This is a genomic window from Ktedonobacter robiniae (assembly GCF_016587375.1).
Classification (GTDB): domain Bacteria; phylum Chloroflexota; class Ktedonobacteria; order Ktedonobacterales; family Ktedonobacteraceae; genus Ktedonobacter; species Ktedonobacter robiniae.
This window is the reverse complement of the sequence record NZ_BNJG01000002.1, coordinates 612,215-638,489: the sequence shown is the minus strand read 5'-3', so window position 1 is coordinate 638,489 and position 26,275 is coordinate 612,215. Positions and strand designations below refer to the sequence as shown.

The 26,275-nt window shown below is 54.8% G+C and carries 22 protein-coding genes and 2 pseudogenes; 9 read left to right on the top strand and 15 right to left on the bottom strand.

Going from position 1 to position 26,275, the window contains the following annotated elements:
• Window positions 1-177 precede the first annotated feature (177 nt).
• The 3 genes and pseudogenes from JMJ04_RS23295 (at window position 178) to JMJ04_RS23285 (ending at window position 4,144) form a co-directional block, all read left to right on the top strand.
• Window positions 178-1,164, top strand: a complete 987-nt coding sequence (locus JMJ04_RS23295; protein ID WP_201372841.1) for an LLM class flavin-dependent oxidoreductase — start codon at window positions 178-180, stop codon at window positions 1,162-1,164.
• Window positions 1,165-1,355: 191 nt separating this feature from the next.
• Window positions 1,356-1,852 (top strand): annotated as a pseudogene (locus JMJ04_RS48820) (RNA-guided endonuclease TnpB family protein); the annotation flags it as partial.
• Window positions 1,853-2,359: 507 nt separating this feature from the next.
• The gene (locus JMJ04_RS23285) at window positions 2,360-4,144 is read left to right on the top strand and encodes a reverse transcriptase/maturase family protein (RefSeq protein WP_201372840.1); all 1,785 of its coding nucleotides are present in this window, start codon (window positions 2,360-2,362) and stop codon (window positions 4,142-4,144) included.
• Window positions 4,145-4,962: 818 nt separating this feature from the next.
• Here the strand turns inward: JMJ04_RS23285 and JMJ04_RS23280 are convergent.
• The 13 genes and pseudogenes from JMJ04_RS23280 to JMJ04_RS23225 all read right to left on the bottom strand — a co-directional run bounded on the left by JMJ04_RS23280 (window position 4,963) and on the right by JMJ04_RS23225 (window position 19,075).
• Complete coding sequence (locus JMJ04_RS23280; protein WP_201372839.1) at window positions 4,963-5,919, bottom strand: DUF3102 domain-containing protein; 957 nt, start codon at window positions 5,917-5,919, stop codon at window positions 4,963-4,965.
• Window positions 5,920-5,927: 8 nt separating this feature from the next.
• Window positions 5,928-6,689: a hypothetical protein gene (locus JMJ04_RS23275; protein ID WP_201372838.1), complete on the bottom strand. Its 762-nt coding sequence runs from the start codon at window positions 6,687-6,689 to the stop codon at window positions 5,928-5,930.
• Window positions 6,690-6,704: 15 nt separating this feature from the next.
• The gene (locus JMJ04_RS23270; protein ID WP_236038329.1) at window positions 6,705-8,891 is read right to left on the bottom strand and encodes a type IV secretory system conjugative DNA transfer family protein; all 2,187 of its coding nucleotides are present in this window, start codon (window positions 8,889-8,891) and stop codon (window positions 6,705-6,707) included.
• On the bottom strand, window positions 8,824-9,570 hold the full coding sequence (locus JMJ04_RS46780; protein WP_236038328.1) for a hypothetical protein: 747 nt from the start codon (window positions 9,568-9,570) through the stop codon (window positions 8,824-8,826). Before JMJ04_RS46780 ends, JMJ04_RS23270 begins: the two co-directional genes overlap by 68 nt.
• 184 nt (window positions 9,571-9,754) lie before the next feature.
• On the bottom strand, window positions 9,755-12,487 hold the full coding sequence (locus JMJ04_RS23265) for a VirB4 family type IV secretion system protein (RefSeq protein ID WP_201372837.1): 2,733 nt from the start codon (window positions 12,485-12,487) through the stop codon (window positions 9,755-9,757).
• Window positions 12,484-12,933 carry a PrgI family protein gene (locus JMJ04_RS23260; RefSeq protein WP_201372836.1) on the bottom strand — a complete coding sequence of 150 codons (450 nt, stop codon included), beginning with the start codon at window positions 12,931-12,933 and terminating at the stop codon, window positions 12,484-12,486. Before JMJ04_RS23260 ends, JMJ04_RS23265 begins: the two co-directional genes overlap by 4 nt.
• Before the next feature lie 43 nt (window positions 12,934-12,976).
• On the bottom strand, window positions 12,977-13,351 hold the full coding sequence (locus JMJ04_RS23255; protein ID WP_236038326.1) for a hypothetical protein: 375 nt from the start codon (window positions 13,349-13,351) through the stop codon (window positions 12,977-12,979).
• Between the two features lie 27 nt (window positions 13,352-13,378).
• The gene (locus JMJ04_RS23250) at window positions 13,379-14,077 is read right to left on the bottom strand and encodes a CHAP domain-containing protein (protein WP_201372835.1); all 699 of its coding nucleotides are present in this window, start codon (window positions 14,075-14,077) and stop codon (window positions 13,379-13,381) included.
• Between the two features lie 29 nt (window positions 14,078-14,106).
• On the bottom strand, window positions 14,107-14,523 hold the full coding sequence (locus JMJ04_RS46775) for a hypothetical protein (RefSeq protein ID WP_268887395.1): 417 nt from the start codon (window positions 14,521-14,523) through the stop codon (window positions 14,107-14,109).
• Between the two features lie 15 nt (window positions 14,524-14,538).
• Window positions 14,539-15,213, bottom strand: coding sequence for a hypothetical protein (locus tag JMJ04_RS46770; protein ID WP_236038323.1), 675 nt, complete (start codon window positions 15,211-15,213; stop codon window positions 14,539-14,541).
• A 302-nt stretch (window positions 15,214-15,515) separates the two neighbouring features.
• A pseudogene (locus JMJ04_RS23235) lies at window positions 15,516-17,094 on the bottom strand (ISNCY family transposase).
• 14 nt (window positions 17,095-17,108) lie between these two features.
• Window positions 17,109-18,122 carry an LLM class F420-dependent oxidoreductase gene (locus JMJ04_RS23230; RefSeq protein WP_201372834.1) on the bottom strand — a complete coding sequence of 338 codons (1,014 nt, stop codon included), beginning with the start codon at window positions 18,120-18,122 and terminating at the stop codon, window positions 17,109-17,111.
• Window positions 18,119-19,075 carry an EamA family transporter gene (locus tag JMJ04_RS23225; protein ID WP_201372833.1) on the bottom strand — a complete coding sequence of 319 codons (957 nt, stop codon included), beginning with the start codon at window positions 19,073-19,075 and terminating at the stop codon, window positions 18,119-18,121. Before JMJ04_RS23225 ends, JMJ04_RS23230 begins: the two co-directional genes overlap by 4 nt.
• A 93-nt stretch (window positions 19,076-19,168) precedes the next feature.
• On the opposite strand from JMJ04_RS23225, the gene JMJ04_RS23220 reads away from it, so the two are divergent.
• From JMJ04_RS23220 to JMJ04_RS23205, 4 genes are all read left to right on the top strand, one after another.
• On the top strand, window positions 19,169-19,690 hold the full coding sequence (locus JMJ04_RS23220) for an Lrp/AsnC family transcriptional regulator (RefSeq protein WP_201372832.1): 522 nt from the start codon (window positions 19,169-19,171) through the stop codon (window positions 19,688-19,690).
• A gap of 230 nt (window positions 19,691-19,920) precedes the next feature.
• Window positions 19,921-20,538, top strand: a complete 618-nt coding sequence (locus tag JMJ04_RS23215) for an endonuclease/exonuclease/phosphatase family protein (protein WP_201372831.1) — start codon at window positions 19,921-19,923, stop codon at window positions 20,536-20,538.
• A gap of 491 nt (window positions 20,539-21,029) precedes the next feature.
• Window positions 21,030-22,193: an RNA-guided endonuclease InsQ/TnpB family protein gene (locus tag JMJ04_RS23210; protein WP_201372830.1), complete on the top strand. Its 1,164-nt coding sequence runs from the start codon at window positions 21,030-21,032 to the stop codon at window positions 22,191-22,193.
• A 108-nt stretch (window positions 22,194-22,301) separates the two neighbouring features.
• Window positions 22,302-23,066, top strand: coding sequence for a class I SAM-dependent methyltransferase (locus tag JMJ04_RS23205; RefSeq protein ID WP_201372829.1), 765 nt, complete (start codon window positions 22,302-22,304; stop codon window positions 23,064-23,066).
• Here JMJ04_RS23205 and JMJ04_RS23200 read toward each other — a convergent pair.
• Window positions 23,028-23,732 carry a hypothetical protein gene (locus JMJ04_RS23200; RefSeq protein ID WP_236038321.1) on the bottom strand — a complete coding sequence of 235 codons (705 nt, stop codon included), beginning with the start codon at window positions 23,730-23,732 and terminating at the stop codon, window positions 23,028-23,030. The two genes, JMJ04_RS23205 and JMJ04_RS23200, sit on opposite strands and share 39 nt — an antisense overlap.
• Before the next feature lie 762 nt (window positions 23,733-24,494).
• Complete coding sequence (locus JMJ04_RS23195) at window positions 24,495-25,154, bottom strand: hypothetical protein (protein WP_201372828.1); 660 nt, start codon at window positions 25,152-25,154, stop codon at window positions 24,495-24,497.
• Window positions 25,155-25,407: 253 nt separating this feature from the next.
• Here JMJ04_RS23195 and JMJ04_RS23190 point away from each other — a divergent pair, with 253 nt between their 5' ends.
• Together JMJ04_RS23190 and JMJ04_RS23185 are read left to right on the top strand one after the other, a co-directional pair.
• Window positions 25,408-25,851, top strand: a complete 444-nt coding sequence (locus tag JMJ04_RS23190; protein ID WP_201372827.1) for a MarR family winged helix-turn-helix transcriptional regulator — start codon at window positions 25,408-25,410, stop codon at window positions 25,849-25,851.
• A 62-nt stretch (window positions 25,852-25,913) separates the two neighbouring features.
• Window positions 25,914-26,273, top strand: a complete 360-nt coding sequence (locus JMJ04_RS23185; protein ID WP_201372826.1) for an ester cyclase — start codon at window positions 25,914-25,916, stop codon at window positions 26,271-26,273.
• Window positions 26,274-26,275: the final 2 nt, after the last annotated feature.

The window sequence follows — 26,275 nt, the reverse complement described above, 5'->3', positions numbered from 1 at the left end:
AGTGCATTCATGGAACTTTCGCGGCATTGTCTGCGCTCTGTGAGCAGCCTCATTGCCCAAAAAGTTAGTTGATTGTGCTTAGTGCCTGACCTGCGTTAGATCAGGAGCAGCCCACAAGATCAGCCATCCATTTTCTCAATAGATGTTGTTATTCCCCTGACCATAAAGGAGATTGCATTGACCGAAGAAAAAGCACAACAGACCTGGACCTCTCCCGCCTGGATCCGCGAAGGAGAGCGCACCATACGGTATGGTATCCTCTCAAACATCTTTCTTGACTGGGAAAGTTTGCTCAAAGAAGTTCTTTACATCGAAGAACTTGGCTATGATGCGGCCTGCATCTATGATCATCCAGTGAGTACTGGAAGCTCTGATTGTTGGGCAACTCTGTCTATGCTTGCCGTTACGACCAAACGTATTCGTCTTATGTCATTCGTTAGCAGTGCCTCTTATCGGCATCCGGCAATCTTGGCGCGGATGGCGGCGGATGTCGATCGTGCCAGCCGGGGTCGCCTGGTTCTTGGACTGGGTATGGGCGATGATCAAATTGAGTTTGAGCAGTTAGGTATACCTTTGCCGAGTGTCAGCGAACGCCAGGAGAGACTGGAAGAAACTGTTCAGATTATTAAGGGTCTCTGGCAAGGGAAACCGCTGAATTATCTGGGTGGTCATTTTCAGCTTCAGCAAACAAACGGCTATCCGTTGCCTGTGCAACAACCGCATGTCCCTCTTCTCATTGGTGGCGGAGGTGAGCGTGTCACCCTGCGCCAGGTTGCTCAATATGCTGACATGAGTAACTTCGGTCCCCATGTCTGGACTGGGAGCGCCTATCGTCTTGAGGATGTCCAGCGTAAATACGATGTGCTCAACTCGTATTGTGAAAGGTATAACCGTCCCCCTGAGAGTGTTTTGCGTAGCTATTTTGTTCCAACCCTCCAGGTTGCCCGCACTCCGGAAGAACTGGTCGCCAAACAACTTCTCAACCCTATCCGAGAAGACGCGGTCAAGGGAGCTATCGTTGGCACAATTGAGGAAGTAAAGACGCAGATCCAGACCCTGGTGAATATGGGGATGCAATACTTCATTATGTATGTTTTTCCCACGGATACCGAAACGCTGGAAATTTTCTCCCGCGAAATCATGCCAGCGATTCGGTACTCCTGAGCAAAAGGCTTTCTGCTATTCCTCAGGACTTTGCAACAGTTGGAGCTAAAGTTACCCCAATTCGATGGAAGCCGAGAACTGAAGAGAATCGCCATCTGGTGGCTCCGACGAGACGTTAAAGACACCTACGGACCCGGGGGAAGACCAATGGGCTTGGGCCCGGAGGCACCTGGAATGAAACAGGAATAATGAAAGGTGTGGTGCTCTCGACCGGTGAAGTGGTAGGCAACCCCAAATTCTTTCACAAGGATGAAAAGAACCTGGCCAAAGCCCAACGCCGTCACGCCAGGAAGAAAAAAGGCTCGAAGAACCGAGACAAAACGCGTCTCAAGGTGGCTCGCATGCATGCCCGTATCGCTGATCGCCGCCGTGATTTTCTGCACAAACTTTTACACGCTTGATCCGTGAGAACCAAACGATCTGCGTGGAGAGTTTGCAGGTCAAGAACATGGTCAAGCATCCCACCCTCAGCAAAGCCATCAGCGATGTGGGATGGAGTGAGTTTGTGGTCTAACTGGAATACAAAGCCGACTGGTACGGTCGAGATCTTGTCAAAATTGACAAGTGGTATCCCTCCAGCAAGCGGTGTTTCGAGTGTGGTCATCTCCTCGGCTCCTTAGCGCTTGATGTCCGTCAGTGGACGTGTCCAGCATGTGCTGTGCAGCACGACCGCGACATCAATGCTGCCAAGGTGCGCCGTTTCGGTGCGTGTAAAGATCCTCTCTTGAAGAGAGAAAGGTTGAGAACAAGACCTTTAGGACAACCAACCTACTTAGAGGGGAAACCCAAAGAGGAAAGCAGCATGTTGGTAAAGCGGGTATGAGGGAAGATATGTACATCATGGCTCCGCAAGTCCTGTATGCATGGTGAAGCTGAATTGCTGAACCCAAGTTTCCAGTGGTCTAAGCATTGGCCCGTCACACCATATCTAAAGTGACGACACCGGAATACCTACCTTTTCTTGGCGGATAGGAAATGTTCTCTCCGGTGAACGACCAGTAAGGAACTGGTTCAAGGAAATCAAAGGGCACCTCCCCATACTACTACGTCTTTCACGCGCAAATACGGGATCGCCTACAAGCCGAAAGGCTCATGGCGACGGAGTTTTCATAGTACTCAAATGCTCAGAATAATATCTGAGACAAGGGGAAGGAAAACAGGGAACACCGAGAACTAACATAGGGAGGTGCGCGAGATGCGCTCTGCCACAACTATCTTAGGGATCATTCATGAACGAGGCAAACAGAGATTGCCATTGGAACGAGTGTCTAGGCTCCTGTTCAATCGCGATCTGTATCTGATGGCCTACGGCAAAATCTACAGAAATAACGGAGCCACAACGCCAGGGAGCACCCCTGAAACAGTGGATGAGATGTCCTTGCAAAAAATTGATACCATTATCGAAGCTTTACGCTCCGAACGGTACCGATGGGCACCAACGCGACGTGTCTACATTGAGAAAAAGAACTCGACGAAGAAACGTCCGCTCTCGATGCCCACTTGGTCGGACAAACTCTTTCAGGAAGTCATTCGATTGATCCTGGAGAGCTACTTTGAGCCGACCTTCAGCAACTTCTCTCATGGCTTCCGCCCTGGCAGAGGATGCCATACAGCGCTCAGGCAGATAGACGACAACTGGCACGGAGTCAATTGGTTCATTGAGGGAGACATACAAGCGTGCTTTGACAGCCTCTCACATGAATTCCTCATGCAAGCGTTGGCTGAACACATTCACGATGGGCGATTCCTTCGACTCATCCGAGAACTCCTACGAGCGGGGTACTTAGAGGAATGGAGATACAACGCCACAGTCAGTGGCGCACCCCAGGGCGGGATTGTTAGCCCCATCCTTTCCAATATTTACCTCAGCAAATTCGACGACTACGTTGAAAATACACTCATTCCAATGTATACCAAAGGAGCCAGACGAAAGAAAAACCATGAGTACGATAACCTTCTGTGTCAAGGCTACCGATTACGAAAACGAGGACAATATACTCAGGCGATCAAAGCGCGCAAAGCCGCACAGAGACTCCCCTCAGTAGACCTCTATGACCCTGACTATCGAAGGCTCAAATTTGTACGGTACGCAGACGACTGGCTTCTGGGACTCACTGGTACAAAGAAAGAAGCTGAAGACATCAAAGAGCAGATGAAGACCTTTCTCCGTGAAGAACTCAAGCTCGAATTATCGGACGAGAAAACTCTCATCACTCACGCAAGGACCAAGGCTGCTCGATTTCTCAGCTACCACATTTCAGCTTCACAGGATGACACCCGTCAAACCAAGAAAAAACGGAGTAGCAACGGCCATATTCGGCTACGAGTCCCACCAGATCTCTTGCAAAAGAAATGCCAAAAATATCAGCGAAACAACAAGCCCGTCCACCGAAAAGAATTGAGCAACAACACGGAATACTCCATTGTTGCTCAGTACCAATCGGAATTTCGGGGTTTCGCGGAATATTACCAACTAGCAAATGACCTTCACAGGCTTAACAGTCTGAAATGGATAATGGAACAATCCCTAGCAAAAACGTTGGCAACGAAACTGAAAACGACCGTGAAAAAGGTCCACAAGAAGTACGGAGCCACCTGGACAGGAGACGGAAAACTCTACAGAGGGCTTCAAGTCATTGTCCCACGCGAAGGAAAGAAACCATTAACCGCCAAGTGGGGAGGCATTTCTCTCAAGAGAAAACTACACGCAATCCTCAATGACCACCCCCAACCTTTCTGGCCGAACCGGTCAGAACTAGAAAAGCGCCTCCTAGCTGATGCCTGTGAGTTATGTGGCTCAACAGATCGAGTGGAAGTGCATCATATTCGAGCCCTGAAAGACCTCGAACAGAAAGGAAGACGAGAAAAACCTTTGTGGGCAAAAGTGATGTCGGCCCGCAAACGGAAAACTCTTGTCGTATGTTGGTCGTGTCACAGAAATATCCATGCCGGGCGCTCTGTGACGATGCTTCAGACATGAAGTGGGTGTGACTGGAGAGCCGGGTGCATCGAAAGATGCAAGCCCTGGTTCGGAGAGGGACGGGCAGAAAAGGCCTGGAGACAGAACCTCGCTGGCCGTCTACTCTACAACATTGTGGCCGTGGGGCTCACGGTCCTTAACGCCTGTGGAGAGTCCGTAAGACCTGGACGGGTGTTGGCTCGTTTGGGCAAGACTCCGCGAAGCAGGAACCCCTCGAGGTGACTCGAGGAATCCCCTGGCTTTAGCCATGGGGAGGATGTCAATCGTGAGTAGCGAACATTCTTCTCAGTAGCAGACATTATTGTTGGTGCACAGTAGGAGGAGCATGTACGAATAGGCGTCTAACCTCTACTGTTCGATAGTGCGTGCAAAATTGCCCTTTGCCACAATGGTTACCATTGTGGCAAAGGGCAAAAATGTTCGACAGCTCATACAAAAACTATTCGAGGGGTGGCACAAAATACCACTGTCGTGCTGGGAGCTAAGAGGGATAGTCGTGTTTGTAAAAAAGGAAAACGGGGTCTATACTAGTAATGTCTCAATCAATAGACGCGTCAGGATTGAAGACCATCTTTGCTATGTGGCTTGCGCGAATGAAAGTTGTGCAGGAAACACCGACAGCGAAGATGCGTTTCTCTCAGTGTCTCTTAGACTTTCACGATTGAGAGAAATGAGTTGGAGCCGAGAGCTTGCCAGATATCAGGTAGCGACTCGGCTTCAGCATTTTTGGCAGGTGGAGAGCGTTGAGGCAAATCGCAGCCCGAGGTGAGTGCTCAGTGGTGGGTTGATATTTTCATGTTGGAAAAAGTGAGCACCTCTCACCCGGCCTCAACAGTAGAGGATGAATGAGAGTGGAGTTGATGAACTGCCTGGAGTAACGGTGTCAGGATCTGCTCAATTTGTTCCAGTCTGGCCCAATCTTCAGCCTCGAAGGTGTCTAGCATCATGGGAGAAGGCATACTTGAGAGCAACATTCCTCCACTACGGAGAAATTCCGTGGTCATTTCTCGCCAACGCAGACGGGTCTGCTGCTCGTGGCCCAAGGCATTGCGTTCCAGCACGCTCTCTCGTGCTTGCTCGCTCACACTGGCAAGATGGCGTGAGAGCATGTCGCGCTGAGTGATCAACTCTTTGACGTGCTGCTCCAGCGTCTGTATGTGTTGTTGGACGTGTGCTGGAAGAAAAGGCGCCTCCTGTTCCTTTTGTTGGTGGGAGACAATGTCCTGACGGAGTTGGAGGCGTTCTTGCTCCAACGTTTCGATCTGTCGACGAAGCTGGAGCAATTCGTCATGGCCTGGTGCCTGTTCGGGTGGTGAAGCCGCTACGACGGGTCCCTCAGTGGGTGTCTTCTGGTGCGCTTGCTCTTTGGCCGCGCGCACCGCAGGGAGGGTGGGTGGGATCTCCTGCTCTTCGATCTGCTTGAGCACGTCCTCGGGCGCATTGAGCAGTTCGTAGAGGACCGAGATGGGGATAGCACCAAACCGATGCACATTCTCTCCAAAGCGCTCTGCCACCCGCATGAAATTCTGACAACTCTGCCGCGTCAGTCCCAGTTCCCCTTTGACCCAGGCCATAAATTGTCCGTGGGGCAGGCGCTCTTTGACGGCGTGCAGATTGCGCCCAATCTGCACTACATCTTCGGCAGTTCGTTTGAGATAGCCTTGTGTTTCCACTGTTTTCTGGTAGACGAAGTGACGGGTCTCTTCATCAAAAACGGTGTAGTCAAACCCGAGATGCTGAACTGATTGCTGAGGAGTGTGCTGGGGTGTCTGCATACTCGTCGTTACTCCTTTGTGGTATTCTGAGGCAACATCTCTGCCTGGTCTGCAGAGGGCGCGATCAGAGGCAGAATTGCCTGCGGTAAGGCGACTCCCTCAGGCAATGGAGGGAGTGAGGGCAGTGGGTGGCGGATAGGAACCGTCCAATCCAACAGGCGGGTTGCCTGGATCTCAAAAAGATGCTCGATCATTTCTTTTGCCTGCTCAGGTTGTCTGACGATGTGATGAATGGCCTTGGCGATTTCCGTCGTCATCGTGTTAAGCGCCATGAGATTCCTCATCTCCATGGCGCACCAGCTATCCGCAAAGGCCTGCTCGTTTTGCTGGTAGGTCCAGGCATGGTGTTTGGCCTCCATCACTTTGCGCAGGATGACCAGGGCGGTCACCTGCTCAAACCACTGAATCTGCGCGGGGGTGCTGAGCCAACGATAGCGTTGCGTGTATTTGGTGAGCAGCCAGGTGCGATAGAGTTTGACCAGCGGCTCAGCGCTCTGCGTCAGCGAGAGAACGTTCACGGGATGTTGAAGAGAGGCCAGAAACTTGTTCCAGGTGCGTTCATCAAAGAGATCTTTGCCGTGCATGAGATGGGGCCTTCCTCGTGGGTCGACCAGTTCCAGGTCAGCTGCGAGGTGATGCAGATTCAAGCACTGCGTAAAGTTGGCACCGCGTACTGCCGAGAGCGCCTGGCGTTCGGCATGTTGTTCAAGAAGCAGTGCTTCTGCGTGTTCCTGAGCGATAGGTATATGGGGAGCATGAAACAGATGCATAGCTGTCTTTCCTTTCTACTCTTGTTTCTTTGGGATCGTCTGGGATGGAACAGGCTGAGAGACGGCCTGTTGTTCGTGTGGCGTAATGGACGCTTCCTGGAGAGGGACTGTATCACTCTCTGCTGAGGCCTGCGTCCCCAGTGCCTTGGGGCGGCGAATACGGACACGTTTCTCACTCGATGCGTGTGCCTGTTCGTCCTGAACGATGATCGTTTGTGCCTCTTGTGTGCGTGGGGTTTCCTCTTTTGCCTCCAGCCGGGAGAGCGTGGAGAGGGGGATGATGGCAAGTGAGGAGGAGAGTGCCACCCCTTGATGGTCTGCTTCTTGAACAGAGGGGACTGACTCCAGGTGTGGGAATGGGGAAGCTGTCGGTTCATGGACACTCTCTTTCTTGCGTGGACGCGCTCCATGGCGCGCATTGAGCACATCAAGCAGGGCATCGACCTCCCCGACTGGTCGACCGTACCGCAACGTACATTGCTCGCGCAGGTGTTCTGCTACCTGCATGTTTCCAGATGGCGGCAGATCAAGGGTGAGGGAAAAGAAGGGAAGGCGTTGTCCTTTGAGCGACCAGCGCGCGTAGCAGGTGTAGTCGGGAAGGTTGGTCACGTCTTCGGGGCTGAGCAGATGCCCCAGTTCATGTCGTAGCAAGTAGGCATCTTCTCCGGCGAGCGTAAAGACAAAGAGATGATCTGCGTTGGCAAACACGGTTGGACGCAAGGCCCGGTCCACCACATCGAGTTGGACCAGGGATTGGGTGGCCAGGACCAGGAAGGTGCCTGCTTTGCGCAGTTCGCTCAGGATGGAACCGTAATTGACCGGATAATTTTTGAACTCGTCGACCAGGAGCAAAAAGACGTTGCGCTCTGATAGCGGGAGGGAAAGCTGCCGGGAGAGCGCTGCTGAAAAGAGCCCCAGGATCGAGGCCCCAATGAGCGAGGAGACATTCTGGCCTACTTGCCCACTGGCAGTATTGATCAGCAGGATCTGGCTCTTTTCCACGATCTGCGAAAAGTTGATGGTTGAGGTGGATTGCCCAAGCAGACGTCGTGAGGTTGGTGCGCTGGCATAGGCAGAGATTTTGGTGAGCACGGGCGTCGTAATCTCATCCTGCATTCTGGCATCAAGGCGCTCGTAGTATTGGTGCCACCAGTCAAGCACATGCACATCCTCCACCTGGTCGAGCACTCGCGCCTGGAAGCTCTGTTTGTTGAGTAAGACGGTGAGATCAAGCAGGGTATATTGTTGCGCCGGGCCCTGGTGGGGATCTGTATGTACAAGTGTCCGGTTGGCCTCTAAAAGCGTCTTCAGCGAAAAGCGCATGACATTTTCCACACGCGGCCCCCAGGCCGTGCTCCAGATGCCTTTAAAGGTCGTCAAAAGGTGACTGACAATGAGGTCTGCCTCTTCCAGAGAGGCCACCTGTATGGCATCAAGGGGGTTAATCCCAGGAGGAAATCCCTGTTGATGCAAATCAAGAAGGATGACTTCCTCTTCTCGTTCTGGTGGCAGCAACCCGAGAAGATCCCCGATTAAATCACCGTGCGGCTCGATGACGCAGAGGCCAGGACGCGGTTGTGGGCAGGTGGAGAGATGCGTCAGCGCCAGGTGATGAAAGAGCGTGCTCTTGCCTTTTCCGGTACGCCCAATCACGAATTTATGCTTGAGGAGTTCCGAGGGAGGAAAGCGCACTGGCACACATCTACCAGCATGGGTAGAGGTGCTGATCTGCCACCCGTTTCCGGTTGTGAGCATATGGGGAGCGAGGAGCGAGCGCTCTTGCCGTTGTTCCACATTGGTCCCTTCGCTCAGATGGTCTCCACGTGGCAAGTGCCAGAGGGTCGCGACTTCCTCTCCGGTAAGAAAGAGCGAACCCTGTTGTAAACCTCGCCACCAGGTGCTTTCCTGCGTTAGTCGCTGCGCGTAATGTGTCGAGAGCCTGTGGGAGGTGAAGTAGGCCGTTGAGGTGTGGCAGTGCCGGTAGGCGGCAAAGAGTGTGGCATGGATCTGTTGATGGCGTCGTTGCCGTGCTCGCTGACGCTGAAACTGTTGCCAGGAGGATGCGAGCTGTTCTCTGATGGTGTGTGTGCGTGCAACAGATCGTATCTGGTTTGCATCTATGGGAGAAGACTCTTCAAGAAGGTAGACACGTAAACGCGCCCGATAGGCACTTTTGCTGATTTTCTCGGCCACCCGTTTCATGTCGTAGTATCTTGCCCCCCCCAAACACATGCTCTCCCAGCCAATGTATGCCTCTGGTAAGCACTGCGATGAGCATGATCACGATCACCAGTCCTATCCCAAGGATGGCTTGCTGGGAAGAGGAAAGATGGGGAAGGGAGCCGTGCAGGAGACTGAGCATGTCCTCCTGGAGCCATGGAGGGAGAAGGTGATGCGCCTGGCCATAATTCCAGCCAACCAGTAACGTCACCACGATGCCCAGAAGTAGTATTTGCTCCCAGCCTGGTGCGCCCCGGCGCAGGCGTGATTGCGCATCCCGACGCTGTTCTCGCTCTTCCTCAAGCGGGTGCTCGACGGAGAGGCGTTGATACTTGCGAGCCCAGGTTGGTGGTAGCGGAGTGAGCGCCAGTTGAGTGATTGCGCGTATCCCGGCGGGAAGATGCTCAAGCGTGGTGAGCACCCCGAGCAAGGGATCGATCCCTTGCTCAGGGGACTTCCCGGGAGACCAGGATCGCAGCGTCTCGTAGGCTTCGCCCCCGGCTCGCAGTTCCATCACACTTATTGTCTCATGTTCTTGTACGTGTAATGGGTCTTCTTCAGGGGGAACGTGGCGTACGATGACCTGGGGATAGCGTACCTGGATCTGCCGTGTCGCGGCACGTAAAGCGTCTTCAGATGGTGCGCGTAGCAGAAATTGCACGCTTCGTGCCTGCTGTGTAGTGGTAGTGTGCTTGCGATTCCCAGGGCGAGCGCGCTTCCTTGCAGCACCAGTGACTGCATGGTGCCCTCCAGGGCGCTGCGTTCAACCAGCGTCATCCCGCGAGCAGGGATGATGCGGGCGAGAGAGGGTGTGCTTGTTGCTTGCGAAAACGGCCAGATGGATGTCATTTCTTGCCTGCTTTCTCATGGACCTGCTGGCGTTGAACTGCCAGTTCTTGCGGGTCAGTGGTGATGAGGGCATGCTCTTCAGGTGAGGCATTCATTTCAACCAGCATGCGTTTGGAGCCAACGGAGAGCAAGGCCCGGTTTTGCTGTATGGAGAGCAGCAACTGCTCTTCTTCCAGTGTCAATCCGAAGGCCTCACGAGCGGCCTGAGCACCAACGCTATCCAGGCGTTTTAAGACTTTGATGAGCGCGTTCTGCGCGATGATGTTGCCGTAGAGGTTGAGAATGAATTGCTCCGGGTTCTGGGTGATGGTGACCAGGCTCAGGTAGTGCTTGCGCGCCTCACGTGCTAAGCGTTCCAGAAAGCGCCCACCTTCCTCGTGTGCGATGAGCGACCAGGCCTCATCGATATAGCAACGCCTGGGGCGTGGATGAAAGAGGGCCTGTGACCAGATGAGTTCTGCAATCAAAAACATGCCGATGGGACGCAGTTCTCGACTGCCACGCAGCTCGCTCACATCAAAGCTGATGAGCGAAGTTTCAAGCGTCACACTGGTCTGGCGATTGAAGAGCCCAGAGAGGCTGCCATGGGCGTAGCACTCTAGCCGGTCGGAGAGACCATAGTCATCCTGGCCGACGACCCCGCTTTTGAGCACATCGTAGAGATCGCGCAAGAAGGGGGCCTGCCGATCATGGGTGCGTGGGTCGGTCGTGATGCCCACTTTCCGGTAGCACTCGTAGAAGGCCCGATCCAGGAAGGCCTTCTCCCGCGCAGAGAGCGTGGTGGGATGAGGGATGTATTCTGCGAGCAGCAGGTCCAGAAAAGCGTGCAGTTGCGTCATCTTTTCCGCGAGCCGGTCTCCTCGCCTCTGAGTGGTAACATACCAGTCCATATCGACCCCCTGGGGTAACACATCAAAGGGATTAATAGCGTGCTCGGAGCCGGGAGAGAGGCGAAGGACCGTTCCTCCAAACACGTCGACCAGGCGTTCATATTCGCGGGACGGGTCGAGAATGAGCACCTGGGTATCGGGATGGCGGAAACGTTCATGCAACAGCCACAGTTTGACCGAATAGGACTTGCCACTCCCAGTGACCCCGCCCCAGAATTCGTGCGGGCTTTCCAGCGCCCAGGGATTGAGCAGGACGGGTTCACCACTGGTGGTCACGCCCACAAAGGTGCCGTCCTGCATGGCGAACGACTCACTCATGAAAGGGAAGGTGCAGGCGGCAACCGTACTGGTGGTCGTGAAGGTGCGTCCAAGGGTATCCGTACAGGTTGGTTGGCATGCGCGGAAAGCCTCCGCATGTTCCAGGGTGGTTGGATGGGCCACAAAGAGATGCTGATGCAGGATCTGGCGCAGGCGGTCAGTGCGCGCGTTAAGGGTGGTGAGATCTGGCGCGCGGACCAGGAGGTAGAAGCCCATCTCCAGCATGCTCTCTTCCCCGGATGCTAGCGGCCCAATGAGCGCCGTCACATCGGCTTCAGCGACCTGGAGCGTCGGGTCCTGTTGCCGGCCTCGATGCAGGTTCATCCGCTGGGTGGAGGCGTACTGCTCTTTGCGGAAGAGCAGCCGCTTCACAAATTCAGCAGTGTTTTGTGGCGAGAAATGGAAAGAGAGATCAAAGATCTCATCACAGGCGAGCAGCGGCGAGAGGCACCCCTCCACAATCTCGCGCGGGAAGCCAACGACGGCGAGTCCTCGCACATATTCCTCACCAATCTGCAGATAGCGCGGGGTGACGCGAACACTTTCCGGGGTCAGCAGGTCTTTGAGGGCCATGAGATCGGCAGGGGCCAGCAACCGGTCGCGGGCCGAAGGCAGGAGCAAGGCCTCCTCCATTTGCACGGTGTACGGGTCGAACGAAGTCTCGTCCTCCTGTGATGTGGGTGAGAGCACGTCAAGGGCTGGACGCGCGAATGGTTTATCCGAGAGCGCGAAGATGCTCTCAGGCAGTGGAAAGCGCAGCGCCTGCTCTCCCTGGAGCGCGCCATGCGTCAGATCGGCCAGTTCTTTGCCTGCCAGGCGATGGCTTGGGAGTCCCATCGCGGCGATTTGATGCTGTATGGCCTGAACGCGGGTGGCAAGGATCTGTTGGGCCTCGTCCAGGCGCTTCTCTCGCGCACGCGTTCTGGCTCGACGGCTGAGCAGGCGCCAGAGGGAGGTGTTCCAGGTGTTCTGTATCCCCTCCTGCTCACTGCTGATCAGGAGATAAAAGCGACGATCGATGAGGGTACGCTCAGCTCCAAGCAGGCGCATCGCGCGTTCATGCGAGATGGCAATCTCTGAGGCTTCTCCTTGCCAGAGGGCCTCGTGAGTATGAAGCTCTTCCACATAAGAGGAGAGATCCATACGCTTCGAACGAATGAGGACCTGGATGGGAAAACGCAGTGAACGCAGCAGTGCGCGAAAGGCGAGCATCATCGTCGAACGCTCTTCTTGAGATTTCAATGTGTAGTTGGTCGCCCGAATCTCAAGAACTGCCAGATACGCACGTTCTTGCGGTCCCTCTGCTAGAGGCGCACGATTGACCTGCACATCCTGAACAATATGATCGAGCAAGACAAATTGCTGCTGCACGCTCCCATGTTTCCGGCTCTGTCGATGCTGGCGACGAGCACGAGGTGAACGCTGCGGGCGTGCTGACCGAATCTTTTCCGCCTGGGAACGCTCCTGCTGTGCTGTGAGGAGCGATGGGTCGTTGGTAGGCTGATCATCGTGCACGATCATGACCATCCCTCCTGTTCGTGCTCACGCTGGCCCTCTCGCGTATGGGCGCTGTTTTGTGTGCGAAGACGACGCTGCTCGGCCTCATCCCATTCGGCGCTGCGCCAGACATAGGTGACTGGTGCGAAACGCGCGCGCATCCAGATCACGACCCAGAGTTCAAGCGAGCGATCTGCAATTTGGAGGAAGGTGAAGGCGAGTGTCACCAGAATGAGTGGAAGCACGACCAGCAAGGCGAGGCCTCGACTCCAGAGGAGCCCTCTTTCCCAGGCCATAGTCCAGGTCAGGACCTGGAGCCAGATGGCATAGGTGACACTTGCCCCGGTGATCAGGACCAGGAGCTGACGAGCCGTCAGCCCAAAGAGCAGCTTATCTGGCTCGTTCATATGCGTGGGCACGGTGTAGCTCTGGCGTCTGGTAGATACCTCTGTCGTGTGGGTCGATGTCATTGCAAAAAAGCTCCTTTCATCTCTACCCCCTCAAGGGGCGGCGCTATTGATGATGGACGAGATGGCCGTTGCGAGCAACACGAGGGCCAGCCCTCCCAGCGCGGTAGAGCGCGGCCTTCGCGTGATCCTGGGATCGCTCATGAGGAAACATGAGACTGATCGCTCCCCACGCAAAGAAGAAGAGGGCGACGGCATAGGCCACGGGTTTGATGCCGTTGTCGTAGAGATTTTTGAAAAACTGGGTGATGGTCGAGGCGTCCCCTCCTCCGCCCCCAGCGGCTGCTATGGCGAGTGGGAAGAGGGGATGGGGAATGGGAGGGTCAGCCAGCCAACCCGCAAGGTGAAGCGCGGGCAGTCCTTCCAGGACCCGTACCACGGTGGCAGCGAGTGCCGGGTGCCAGTAAATCATGGTAATCATTGTTATTCGCTCCTTTTTGTTCTGAATTTAGGAAAGGGTGAGGGGGTGGAGGTAGCCCACCACCTCAAAGGCATTCCAGTACCCATTCTGAGTATTGATGGATCCATCCGGGTTGAGAGGAAGGGTTTGAACCGGAAACTCGCCATTGGCCTGGGCAAAGGTGATGGCGGTATGGTGAGGGGCAACGCCAAGGACAATACTGACATGGCCATAGACCCCTCCATTCCAGGCCATAATATCGCCGGGTTGTGGGAGGTTCCCACGCGCAGGGAGGCGTTGCCAACCCGGCTCGCTGGCAAAGTGTTCCCAGTACTGATTGGCATTCTGGCCCTGGACGGGGAGTGGCTGGACATAGGCATAGGCGGCGATGACGAAGGCCACACACTGAAAGGTGTCTGGTTGCCAGGAGGCGCACCCGGGACAGTGCGCGTTGGCCCACGCGATGATCTCAGGTGGGAAACCTGCGTCGTAGTAGTGATCAGCGCCACTGCCCTGACAATCGGTGGCGAGACGAGCAGGGGTACAATGCAGATGGGCGGCCATCTTGAGCGCCCATTGCACCACGTCGCCGCGTTTGCCCGAGCCTGAAGTATCAATGGTTGAGAGACCGGGATATGCTGTCTGAGGTACTCCCTGCGCCTGTGCGTCCATCGCGACCGTCATGCTTGCGCCAAACATCCCAAACACAACAAGGATCATGACGCCAAGAAGGAGGAACTTGAGCATCCCTTCTCACCTACCTTTCTCCCTTTCGCTTAGAGGGCTGCGATGGCTCGAATGGCCATCGACTCGACCTGGGTCGTGACCTGTGATTGGACGGAGTCGGCTTGCTGTTGCGCCTGCAAGATCGGACGCAGGGCATAGCTCTGGATCATGGAGGGCAGACGTGGGACCAGGTAGAACACGGCTCCACTCAGAAGAAGCGCCACAATCTGCTGGATGATCGTGTCGAGTCCCGCGACCGGGTTTGTGCTGATCTGGATGCTGGTGCTATAGCTGACCAGGAGCCCTCCCAGGCTGAGCGCAGTGATCTGAATGAACTGGATCATGACGCTAGAGACAAAGGCGGAGAGCCAGATCTGGCCCCAGCGCTGGGTTTGCGGGAGGGCCAGGCAGAGCAGGCCCAGGGGGGAGAGGGCAGTGAGCAGGGCGACCACGGCAAGACGAACCAGCAGCTGCCAGGCGAGCTAGAGCATGTGCCAGAAGAGAAAAATCACAAACCAGACACGCAGCAAGAATCCGATGGCGACCTGGTCGGGTGTTTGCCCCACGAAATTGATCATCAGGGAGAGGGTGTCTTTGAGAAAAGAGTGAAGAAATAACTCGTCGACACCCAGGCAAAGGGCATTGTTGAAATCAATGATGAGCCGACACACGTACAGGCTGATGTGGGCGGCAAGAAAGGCCACGCAGAGTCGTGGGAGAGCTTCGTGTAGGGAGGGCATGGGAACGCCGATACTTCGTCCAATGAGCACATTGTAGGCCAGGAAGCCGACAAGGACCACCACCGCTGTATCCAGAAAGCCCAGTTCCCACTGCACCATCTGCTGAATCTGACTGTTGTCATAGGTGGCGAGCGCCGGAGTCTGAGACAGAAAATTGAAGGGATTCTGCATGAAGAGTTCGATGATGGGACGCACAATGTTCCAGATCTGCTCGGTCAGGTTGGCCAGGAACTCATTGCTGTAGCAGGTAACATCTCCAATGCCACAGGCAAAGGCTTGCTGCTGAGAGGAAGGGCTGAAAGGCATGCGTGCGTATTCGCCTCCACCGGCCTGAGTGACGGGAGGAGCAGAAAGCGAGGTCCCCTGAACGGCGGGAGATGCGCCAGAGGGCGCAGGCGGATGAGCAGTGAGCAGCATCCAACCCCTCCTCCTCGTGTAAGCATGACATACGGTCTTCTTGTCATAAGTAAAAGTAAGACACGAATAAGCAAGCGAGACATCGAATAGCTCCTTCTTCTGTAGTGATCTCTCTGTCAGGGGTAAGTGTACTCAACGAGGATAGAAAATGGGAAGAGGAAAACCATCCAATGTCGGGCGAAGTTCTTCCCAGTTTTGGGCGAAGTCGGATATATCTGGGGGCTCGCTCTATTTTTCCGGCTAGATGACTCTTATACGCTCAAGAAAGATTGTTTGCAAAAACGACCACATTTTATTTTTTTCTAGGACCGCATTGGTTGCTGGCGCAGTTTTTCCTCCAAGGCTGAGAGATACTCAACAGGGGCCTTTCTGAAACGATATTGCTGACGACGAGCTTTCTGGCGACTTTCTACCTGGTGACGTAACGTTCGCCACTACCGAAGATCGCATGGCTGAAGGTCCGGGCCGGAGAAAAGAGAATGCTGGCTGGCAACCGAAGCGACCATGCGTACTGCACCCCGAATCACCAGGCCAGGTGACGCCTGTTTCCGACCAGTTGCACGCCGTTCATGGTAACTCACAGAACCAAAGGTGTGTTCCAGATCGTTGTTGGTGCGTGGAAGATCGGCCACCTCATAGCAGAAGAAAAGCCCTGCCCAATAGCTGTCTGTTACCTTCAGAAAGGTGGTCATCATGTTCCGAAGCGGCTCAGAAACAGCACCTTCCTGTCGCATCTCATCCAGTAAGGATTGATACTGCTGTTGTACGTTCTGGGCTGTGTGCTGCTCAGAATGAGCCAGGATGTGCGCAGCTCGATGCACCCAAGCATACCCAGCCTGAACATCGGGCCATAGATCGGCGGTCGCAGTCAGCCCTTTCGTTACCAGATGCTGCAATCGCTCCAGTTCTGGCGGGAGGCTCTCTTTTGAGCCACTCGCTCAAGGGAGGCAGCAATAAGGGTCAACCGTTCGTGAAGTTTGAGTCCAGGAGCAGCAAGCGGGGGACGACCATCGTCGGTCAGAGTGCTACGCACGGCCAGACAATACTGGCGAATAATGGTAGCCTCGGCATCGGTGCGTTTCTCGACAGCCCGCTCAATGGGGCGGACACCCCGTACCTGCTTTTTCAACTCCTTTTGGCATGACGATCTGCCTCGTAGACGGGTTTGGCGGCTTCTCGGAGGTAATGAAAATGGCAGAGTTGATGAGGCACTCCTGACAAAGCAGAGGCGACCGCTTTGCGAACGGAGTGTTGTCCATCAGAAACGACGCTGTGGATTGGCACTGGCAAAGCGGCTTGCACTTCTGTGATCAGAGCTGCCAGGTCCGTCTCACATTCACTCAAAAGAGGGCGCGCCAGGAGAATTTCTCCAGACACGCAATCACGAAAGACCCAGAGCACTTCATGACCAACATCCGGACGGAGTCCGTCAAGGGCGAAAATGGCAGCGGTTTGATGAGCAAAGATCTGCTGGAAGCGCTGGTGATCGGAGAGATGAAGGGACACTAACTCCTCGTAGCGGGCCAGCAAGTTGAGCACGGTCCGTTCCCCAATTGGGAGACCACGGTCACGGAGCGCCCGGTGCAATTCTTCCAAGCTGTGATGGTAACGGTACCGGAGCGTTCCGACCAGCGCAATCACGTCCAGACCATATTCCCCATATGGCAATACCCATTGCCCTTCTACTTCGGGGCGGTAGGGCTGGTGATAACGAGGGCAGGCTGCTTTTTGGCACCGTCGTACAGTAAGAGACAAGCAGAAGCGGCCCTGCAAGATCGTGATCCGCCGTTGCGTGTGATACGCAACCGGTGCTGGATGCCCGCAGATGGGACATGTGGTTGAGAGTGGTTGGAAGGAAACCACTGGTGCTGCTTCATCCATACGTCGAGGGCGACTCATGAGATCCTCCTGTGGACGTCTGTTGCCTTGTCTTTCGCTTCGTTGCCAGAACAGCCGCTTCTTTCTGCGATGAACTCTCTGGCGAAGCGGCGAAGCACCTCCAGATCGGTTCCATCCACAAAGCGGAGCACTAACTCCTGCACCCCTGCTGCTTCGTAGGCAGCCAGCCGTTCTCGAATCGTCTCAGGACTGCCAATCAAGGCCGTCTGCACGGCGTTTCCCAACCTGGCTTTGCGATCAGCAGGAAGCTGCTCCAGCGCTTGTTCGTCGCTGTCGGCGAGAAGACAGACGGTACTGGAGGTACGATAAATCTTCTCGTAGTCACGTCCCACGCGCTCGCAATGCTGTTTGAGGACAGCTAACTTCTGCTTCACGGTGGGAGGATCACCGCCCACGTTGCAGGCATCGGCATACTGTGCCACGAGCTTCAGCGTGACCTGCTCGCCACCTCCGCCGATCAGCAGCGGGATATGCGGAGGCTTGACGCCTTTGGGCTGATTGATTGCCTGGTGCACCTGGTAATATTTTCCCTCAAAGACCGCTTCCTCTTGAGTCCACATCGCCAGGATCACCTGCACCGCCTCGCGCAGAGAGCGTAGGCGCTCAGGTGCGTCGGAATACTCGTAGCCATAGGCGCGGTATTCATGCTCGTACCACCCGGCTCCGATGCCAAAAGTGAGTCGGCCATGCGAGAGCACATCGACTGTGCTCGCCATTTTCGCCAGCAGGGCTGGATGACGATAGCCATTGCAGGTAACCATCTGGCCAATGCGGATCGTCCTGGTATCACGTGCCAAGGCTGCTGTACTCATCCAGCATTCAAACGTTACTTCCTGCGAGGGGAAAGGAATCGTATGAAAGTGGTCAACCAGCCAAGCAGAAACGAACCCCACCTCTTCAGCCGTTTGAGCAACCCGTGTCATCGTTTCGTAGGCTTCTACCGGATCGTCGATGTGTGCCAGATCCAAGGTCCAGCCCTGGGGCACCAGTACACCAAATTGGAGTGTCATGGAATAGTTGTTCCTTTCTTTTGATTTTTGGCTTCGATTCGCCTTTCCGAAGCTGTGGCTTTGTTCCTGGCTTGTTTGCCAGGCTGCGCCTCAACTTCCCGGTGGAGGGCTACGCCTCCTGCAACCAGGAGAATCCCTACGATTTCAGGGGTGCTGGGAATTTGGCGCAACACCACGACGCCGATCACCGTAGCGGACGCAGGGAGCAACGAGAGGAGCAGTGCGAAAGTGGCCTGCGGCAAGCGAGCCATGGCCAATTGATCGCAGACATAGGGAATGACCGACGAGCAAATCCCCACGCCAACACCGGCCAGGACCAGCAGCGGATGCGTCAGAGCTGGCAGCGCGCCGCCCAACCCCAGCGGGGTAATGGTTACCAGCGCGATGAGCATGGCTGCTCCCAGGCGATCAATCCCGGCAGCGCCCCCATCCTGAGCGATCCGATGGCCAAGCATGACGTAGAGCATGAAGAAAGCGCAGTTGGCGAAGGCGAACAGGAAACCCAGCGGCTGCCCGCTGAAGCGCACATCAGTGAGCAGCCACACACCACCGATCGCCAGGAGCAACGCGGCGATATTTCTGCGCGTCCGTGCGCCCAGCGCGGCGAGAGTAATCGGGCCAAGGAACTCGATGGCACCCACCGTTCCCAAGGGGAGGCGAGCTATCGCCAGGTAGAAGCAGGCATTCATCAAGCCAAGGACCACCCCAAGCGCCAGCAGGGTGCGCTGCTTTGTCCAGGGCATCTGGGTGAAGTGACGCCAGGGCCGCCGCCAGACGGCAAACACGACAGCGGCGCTGGCAATGCGGAACCAGGCGACACCAAGCACCGAGACAGTGGAGAAAAGCAGCACTGCAAACGATGGTCCCAGGTAATGGAAGACGGCGCTCACGAAAAAGAAGACATGAGGCGGAATTCGCCTGGTCAGAGACGTTTTTTGCCCTTGCAGCAGCATCGTACACACCTCCTTACAGCTTCTCGCTCTTGTTTGTATGGTACAATGGAGATCAGCGAAAGTACATGGCAATGTCAAGGAGATAGAGCATCTATGGTTCAAGATTTAAAGGAAAAACGGCTCTTCACTTACACTGCTCCCAATGAGGCCATTGACGCAGTGAACAAGCGCATTCTGGAGGAATTGCAGCGCGAACCACGCCTCACCATGTCAGAACTGGGTCGCCGAATCGGGATGTCGTCGCCTGCGGTGACGGAACGGGTCCGCCGACTGGAGGAGACTGGAGTCATTCGTGGCTACCGACTGGATCTGAATCCAGCGGCGCTGGGGCTACCAATTGCTGCCTACATCCGCATCCGTCCCAATTCAGGGCAGCTTCCCAGGATTGCGGAACTGGCGCAACAGATTCCTGAAGTCGTTGAATGCCACCGCATCACCGGCGAGGACTGCTTTCTCGTGAAGGCGTACATTCCCGCCATCGATCAACTTGATCGCTTGCTCGACAGCTTTCTCGTGTATGGCTCCACGACCACCTCCCTGATCCAATCCTCGCCGGTCCCACTGCGTCCGCCACCTTTCCCAGAAGAGGCGTTGTTTGAGGAAACCAGCAACTAATGCGACTCTAGTTTTTTTAACGTCAGTTCTGGATAAGCATATCTCACTCCGATGAGCTAGAATAGGAGCAAGCAGACTTCCTCACTAAGACTTCACGCGCGCCAGCAGGCAAATTGTCTGACCATACCCGGATTGCTTGCAAACTTTTAGGGCGTTAGGTACACTTGAGGCAAACAACATTGCATCGGAAGGCAAGGGGAAATACCCGGACCAAAGGGAGCGTGGATGGAATGAGAATTATCACCTATAACATCTTTTATGGAGGAGAGGAAAGGATTCCATTGATCGCTCAGATTTTGCGTGACCAGAATCCTGATATGGTAGCCCTTCAAGAAGCCAATGACCGAAGCAATGCCGAGAAATTAGCAGCCGCACTGAATATGCACCTGATTTTTGGCGAGTCCGACAACACATTCCATGTGGCTTGGCTTAGTCGCTTGCCCGTTTTGCGTATTCGCAATTATCAGCTTCCTCTACTTCATGAAGGCCCGCTGACGGAATTTACAATGCATAAAACCTTGCTGAGTATTGATGTTGAATGGAATGGCTCACTCCTCCATCTTTGCACGACACACCTGCAAGCGAGCTATCCTGATGAATATGAAGAGTGTCGTCTGCGCGAAATCGAGGTCATTCTGAGGGAAATACAACCACTACAGGGAGAACCTTTCCTGTTAGTAGGAGATCTGAATGCCTTTGCTCCTGATGATCCGGTCGAGTCCTTGCCTATCGGCGAGGATGGTTTCGCTGATCGGCGGTTCTATAGAACAGGGAAAGCGTCTCGCCATTGCCCGACTCCAGGAGGCTGGGCTAGTGGACTGCTACCGTGTGCTGCATCCCAGACATGAGGGCTACACCAGTGATGCCAGGAGGAGGCCCTCGATGCGGATCGATTACTGTTTCGCCTCATCTCAACTCGCTCAGTCGTTACACTCCTGCGAAGTCATTAGGAACGAACTGACTCCAAAGGCGAGCGATCATCTGCCTGTACTGGTTGAGTTCGTAAGAAAGTAAATCAGGGGATTTGATCTGGGGAACGCGCGCTAAGGCCACGTTGATACACGGTCTGCTCTCGGTGACCCCAATCCAGAAGCGCGCTTATCAATTGGTGTTTTGATAACCAAAGAAAAAAGGCAGCCTTGATTGCCAAGAGCCGCCAAATCACGTAAGAAGGAGAGCTAGTTGCCATCGAGCAAGGAGAGAGAAAGCAACTGTTTCCAAAAAGGTGGAAAAAAGGGATCAACCGTGGGCAAGGAGCCACGCTTTCGGGCTTCTTGACAGATGAGAACACCTGACCTATACTTAAGAAAACATCAGGCAGGAGAAAGAGCAGAACCGCATGATTCGCGCCCATAAGATCAGACTGCATCCCACCTCAGAACAGGCCAACTCCCTTGCATGCGCCGCAGGGGTGGCCCGCTTCGTGTGGAATTGGGCGCTGGCCGAGTGGAATCGGCAATATGAAGCCGGGGAGAAACCGACAGCCCTCAAGCTCAAGAAGCAATTTAACGCGATCCGACGGGAGCACTTCCCCTGGACCTGGGAGGTGATCAAGAACGCCTCTGACCAGCCCTTTCTCGATCTGGGCAAAGCCTTTACGGCGTTCTTCGAGGGCAAGGCTCGCCGTCCGAAGTTCAAGAGCAAGAAACGCAGCAGGCCGAGCTTCTATCTCGCCAATGACCAATTCGAGATCGGGGATCATCGCCTCTGGGTTCCCAAGCTCGGATGGGTCAATATGGCCGAGAAACTCCGCTTTCAGGGAAAAGTTCTGGGTGCACGCATCACCAGAACAGCCGATTGGTGGTTCGTGAGCATCCAGGTCGAACTCCCTGAGGAGATCCCGGTGGAGAAAGCGGCAGCGGTGGGCATCGATGTCGGACTGAACCGCCTGGCGACCTTGAGTACGGGTGAGCAAGTCGAGAACCAAGCCTTTCTCAAAACCGCGCTCAAGAAGCTGCGCCAGGCCAACAAACGCCTGCATCGCAGAAAACCGGGATCGAGGAATCGGGAAAAAGCGCGCAGGCAGGTGGCACGCCTGCACTACCAGATTGTGTGCTTGCGCCAGGATGTCCTTCAAAAGCTCACCACCAGGCTGGCGGACAGCTATGGAATCATCGGGGTGGAGAACCTGCATCTCAAGGGACTGCTCAAAAACCGACACCTGGCCCGCGCGTTCTCCGACGCCTCGCTGGGCACTCTGGTACGCCTGCTGGAAGCCAAGGTCCCCCAACGGGGTGGACAGGTGATCAAGGTGGACCGTTTCTTTCCTTCCAGCAAGACCTGCCACGGCTGTGGGTGGACATGGGATCAGATGACCCTCAAGGATCGCATCTTTGTGTGCCAGAATCCCTCCTGCCCATATTTTCAATTTCCCCAGGATCGCGACCACAATGCTGGTCACAATGTCCTGCGGGAAGCCCTGCGCTTGATCGGGCTCATTGATCAAGCCGTCTCCGGTACTGGCTCGGACGAAGACGGAAACTGGGCTGTGGACGTGGGGTAAGACCAAAAAGACCAGCCGGTCTTGAGGCACCTGCGGATGAAGCAGCAACAACGAAAGACGCAGGAAGGCGATGCTTGCATACGTTTTCCTCCATTAATCGGAGCAGTTATGGTACAAGCTTCTTACAATGATATCGCCCAGTGGTATGATCAGTTTCTGCGCGAGAGACCTATCTACACGGAAGTGATCCTGCCGAGCCTGCTCGCTCTAGTCGGAGAAGTCGATGGGGAAGTCATTTGTGATCTGGCCTGCGGGCAGGGGTGGGTAGCGCGCGAGTTGGCTCGACGCGGAGCTCAGGTCACCGGTCTCGACCTGGCACCCAACCTGCTGGCGCTCGCCCAACGCTATGAAGAGCAGGAGCCACTGGGAATTGAGTATATTCAAGGAGACGCTCAGCGTGCTGAGGAACTGAGCGACAATCAGTTTACCGGCTGCATCTGTGTGATGGCACTGATCAATATTCCTGATCTTCAGGCCACCTTTCAGAGCATCCGACGGATTCTCAAACCAGGAGGCTGGTTGGTCTTTGCCATTCCTCACCCCTGCTTTGAGACCCCTCACGCTCAGTGGACGTCGCTGTCTGATCCCGAGCATCCGCTGGGTAGGATCGTCACTGGCTATTTTGACGAACGTCAATGGTTCTCATCGAACCCCGATGGAGTCCGTAGCCGAGTTGGAGACTATCACCGCATGCTCAGCACGTACCTCAACCAACTCGCCACCGCAGGTTTTACACTGGAACGTGTCCTGGAACCAGGCCCATCTACCAGACAAGCTGAGCGGGTGCCGGGCAACCGCGAAGTTCCCACGCTTCTTCTGATCCGTGCTCATCTCTCAGACAGTCTTCAGGCTGAGAACGTGAGCTGTGGCTAAGGGCGCTCCAAACAGGGTGATAGCCACATCAGGAGCTGAACGCCCTCGTGCATTGTGAGCCAGCCGCTCAGCCCACAAGAGCCGATAATGGGCCCGCTGGGCGGGCGTAGGCGCGAGCGTTGGGTTGGCAGAGAGCTTCTGCTCTACCTGCACTTCCACATTCTGGTGCCGGAGCAGTTGCATACACACCCGTCGATGGTACCGACGATTCCAATCATGCCAGAGCACAGGAGCCGAGCCGATCACTAATGGATGCTGTAGGACGCTCACCTGGCGCGGCTTCGCGGTTGCGTTGCCCTGCCATTGACACTGCTCGCGCAGAGGACAGGGGCGACAACTGCGAATGCTGGCTGCATACACGACGCGCAGACTCCCGTCAGCTTCTCGACGCTGTTCCTGAGCATGAAGCGGCTGTCCGGCTGGACACCGGAGGGTTCCATCGGGCTGAAGAGGAAAGTCTTGCCCCGAGAAGCGACCCGTTTTCCAGGAGGAGGCCGTGGTGGGTGGGCCATACCCAGGTGCGAGAGCAGGTGAGGGAGCAGGTACATGAGCAATGAGCAGCATACCCACTATCACGAGGAGAACAATACCTCCCCAGCGTGTGAGTATGACATACGGTCTTTTTGTCATGAGTGAGAGTAAGGCACGAGTAAACAGGCGAGACATCGGGTGGCTCCTTCTTCATTGTTGATCTCTCTGTGTCCAGGGGTAAGTGTACTCAAAGAGGGCATGAAATGGGAAGAGGAAAACCACCCAATAGTGGGCGAAGTTCTTCCCAGTTTTGGGCGAAGTCAGAGCCACATGGGTGCGAGGTGTGCCTGTATATTCGCTCGAGGCGCACGTTGAGGCCGATACATCGGGAGTAACTCCTTGCCATCAGCGGAAGAGGTTTTTTCTGCTACCGGAAGTGCAGAGAGATCTTCAGTTGCAGCCCTGGAGGATGGAGACGATCGACCTGCTTGCTCATCAGTGCCGACCATAGCGAAATGGCTGATTTGTTTGTGGGTGAGGTGATATGTACTCACTTCACTATCATTATTTTCATGTTTCTCTTTTTTGGTGAAAGTGAATATGTGAGATGAGTGAATTCATCACGCGCGTGCGCGCGTGTATGCGTATGGCTCTCTCGGGTCTGCGTTTATTGCGCAGAAACGTAGACCTTTTCTGGTGCTAAAGGCCTGTGATCTTCAACGATCGTAGACTCGTTTCCAGACGGTCGAGTATTTTTCGCAAGAGTCGACGTTTTGAGCAAAGGTCTCGTATTCTCGCCAACCGTAGACCTGCTCTCAAAAGTTCGACCGTTCTCTAGAAGAGTCGACCTTTCGAACTGAGGTTTATGACCCTCCCCAATCGTCGACCTCTGCTCAGAAGATCGACCTTTTTGTCGCATTGCTGCTTGTTCCTGCACCAGCACATCATTTGATCGCTTCACCTGGCGAGTGGATGGCGAGGAGACAGATTCTCTCTCGTTGACTCCATAAGAGCGCGTAGGAGTGTCGGACGGGCGAACTCCTCCAGCAAAATGGTGCGTATGGATGCTCTTATCTCAGATGCGATAGGAATGCCATGAGAGTGTATGAAGCCCATCAGACGCCCAAGAGCATGCGAAACCTGTTTTTCCCTCCCAGGCTGTTCGCCATGATCCTGAGGTGTCAGGGGAATGACCTCTTTTGTGTTCTGTCCCTTCTTCCTCTGTTGCTGTGTCTGGGGAACAACGCCCAGACGAATGGTCTTGTGAGTGCCATATTCATGACTGCTTTCTTCCTTTCGTTTCGGGTCTCCCGTTTGGCGAGGGGTCTCAAGACACTCAGATACCCGTTGCAGCGCACGTGAACGACGAACACTTTTGCGTTGGCCCGTTAACTGCTGTACCTGTTCCGCATATACGGGCAGACAGGGCGTCGAGGTGAGTGGGAGATAGTAGCGTGATCCCTGCCCTCGCGGTTGTGGTATTTTGAGAAGCAAGCCTGCTGCTTGTAACACCGAGAAGTACTTGGTAGTGGTGTCACCCACGCGATGCGCAACGAGAATCATAGCTGAACAATAAAAAAACGGCCTCATGATGATGGGATGACATTGCTTCTCCATCCATCTCCAGTGTATGGATCTCCCACCTCTCCTGGAAAATGCTCTTCTCTTGAACCGTAAAAGGAGTCATCTTCTTACAAAGCAACGGTCACTCCTCACAGATACGCGCGTCTCCGGGAGTCAAAAAGGCCAGGAGCCATATCATTGACATTGCTATCTATTGACGATATCAAGAGTTGATGATATAAATGAAAAAGATAACGCCTTCTCCCAAAGTGCGGAAATTACAGAGGACTCGGAGGCAAAGTGACGAATGGATGTTCTTGATGATACCTTCTTTCAACAATTGGCGTCTGTCTGTTCTGAATCCAGACAAGCCTTTGATCACCATGTCGGCATGAGTCAGCTCCGACGACAACTGCTGATCCTGTTGTCCGAGCTCGGCGAGGTGAGCCATGCTGCTTTACAGCACCACTTAGCCGTTGATGGAGCCACGATTACTCGTCTGGTTAAGCAGTTTGAGTCCGAAGGAGTACTCAGCCGTCGCCTCGATCCCCAAGATAATCGCTACACGCTCGTCTCTTTGACGGGTTCCGGTCAGCAAACCGTTGCTGGCCTGATCGCGGCACACCGCCTCTTTCAGGCACGGCTGCTCGCTGATATCCCCAAAGAAGAGCAAGAGACGGCGCTGCGCGTTCTCGAACGCTTACGCGCCAACATACGCGCTCTTCAGGACGAAAGCCGACAGCAACAATGAGTGCATGTGCAATACACAAGCAATCGATCGAAAGACAAGAATCATTTACAGGAGATTTGGCCATGACAGCAACAGACAACAAGGCTTTGGCTTCTCGTGTCTATGAAGCCATTAACACGCAGGACCTCGCGACCTTGGACGAACTCTTTGATCCACACATTATCAGGCATGCCATGGGAGAAGTTGGCATCGAGCGCGCGAGAGCGGCTGTGACCAATGCCTTTGCCACCTTCCCCGAGAGACGCTTCGTCGTCGAAGATCTGATTGCTGAAGGCGACAAAGTCGCGCTGCGGGTCACAGTTCACGGTGTTCCCATGCCTCCGGGAGAGCCTCTCCCTCTCATCATGGAGATTTTTCGCATTGAAAACGGACGCGTTGCCGAAATCTGGGGAGCTGGAACCTTGCGCCGGCCCGATGCATAACC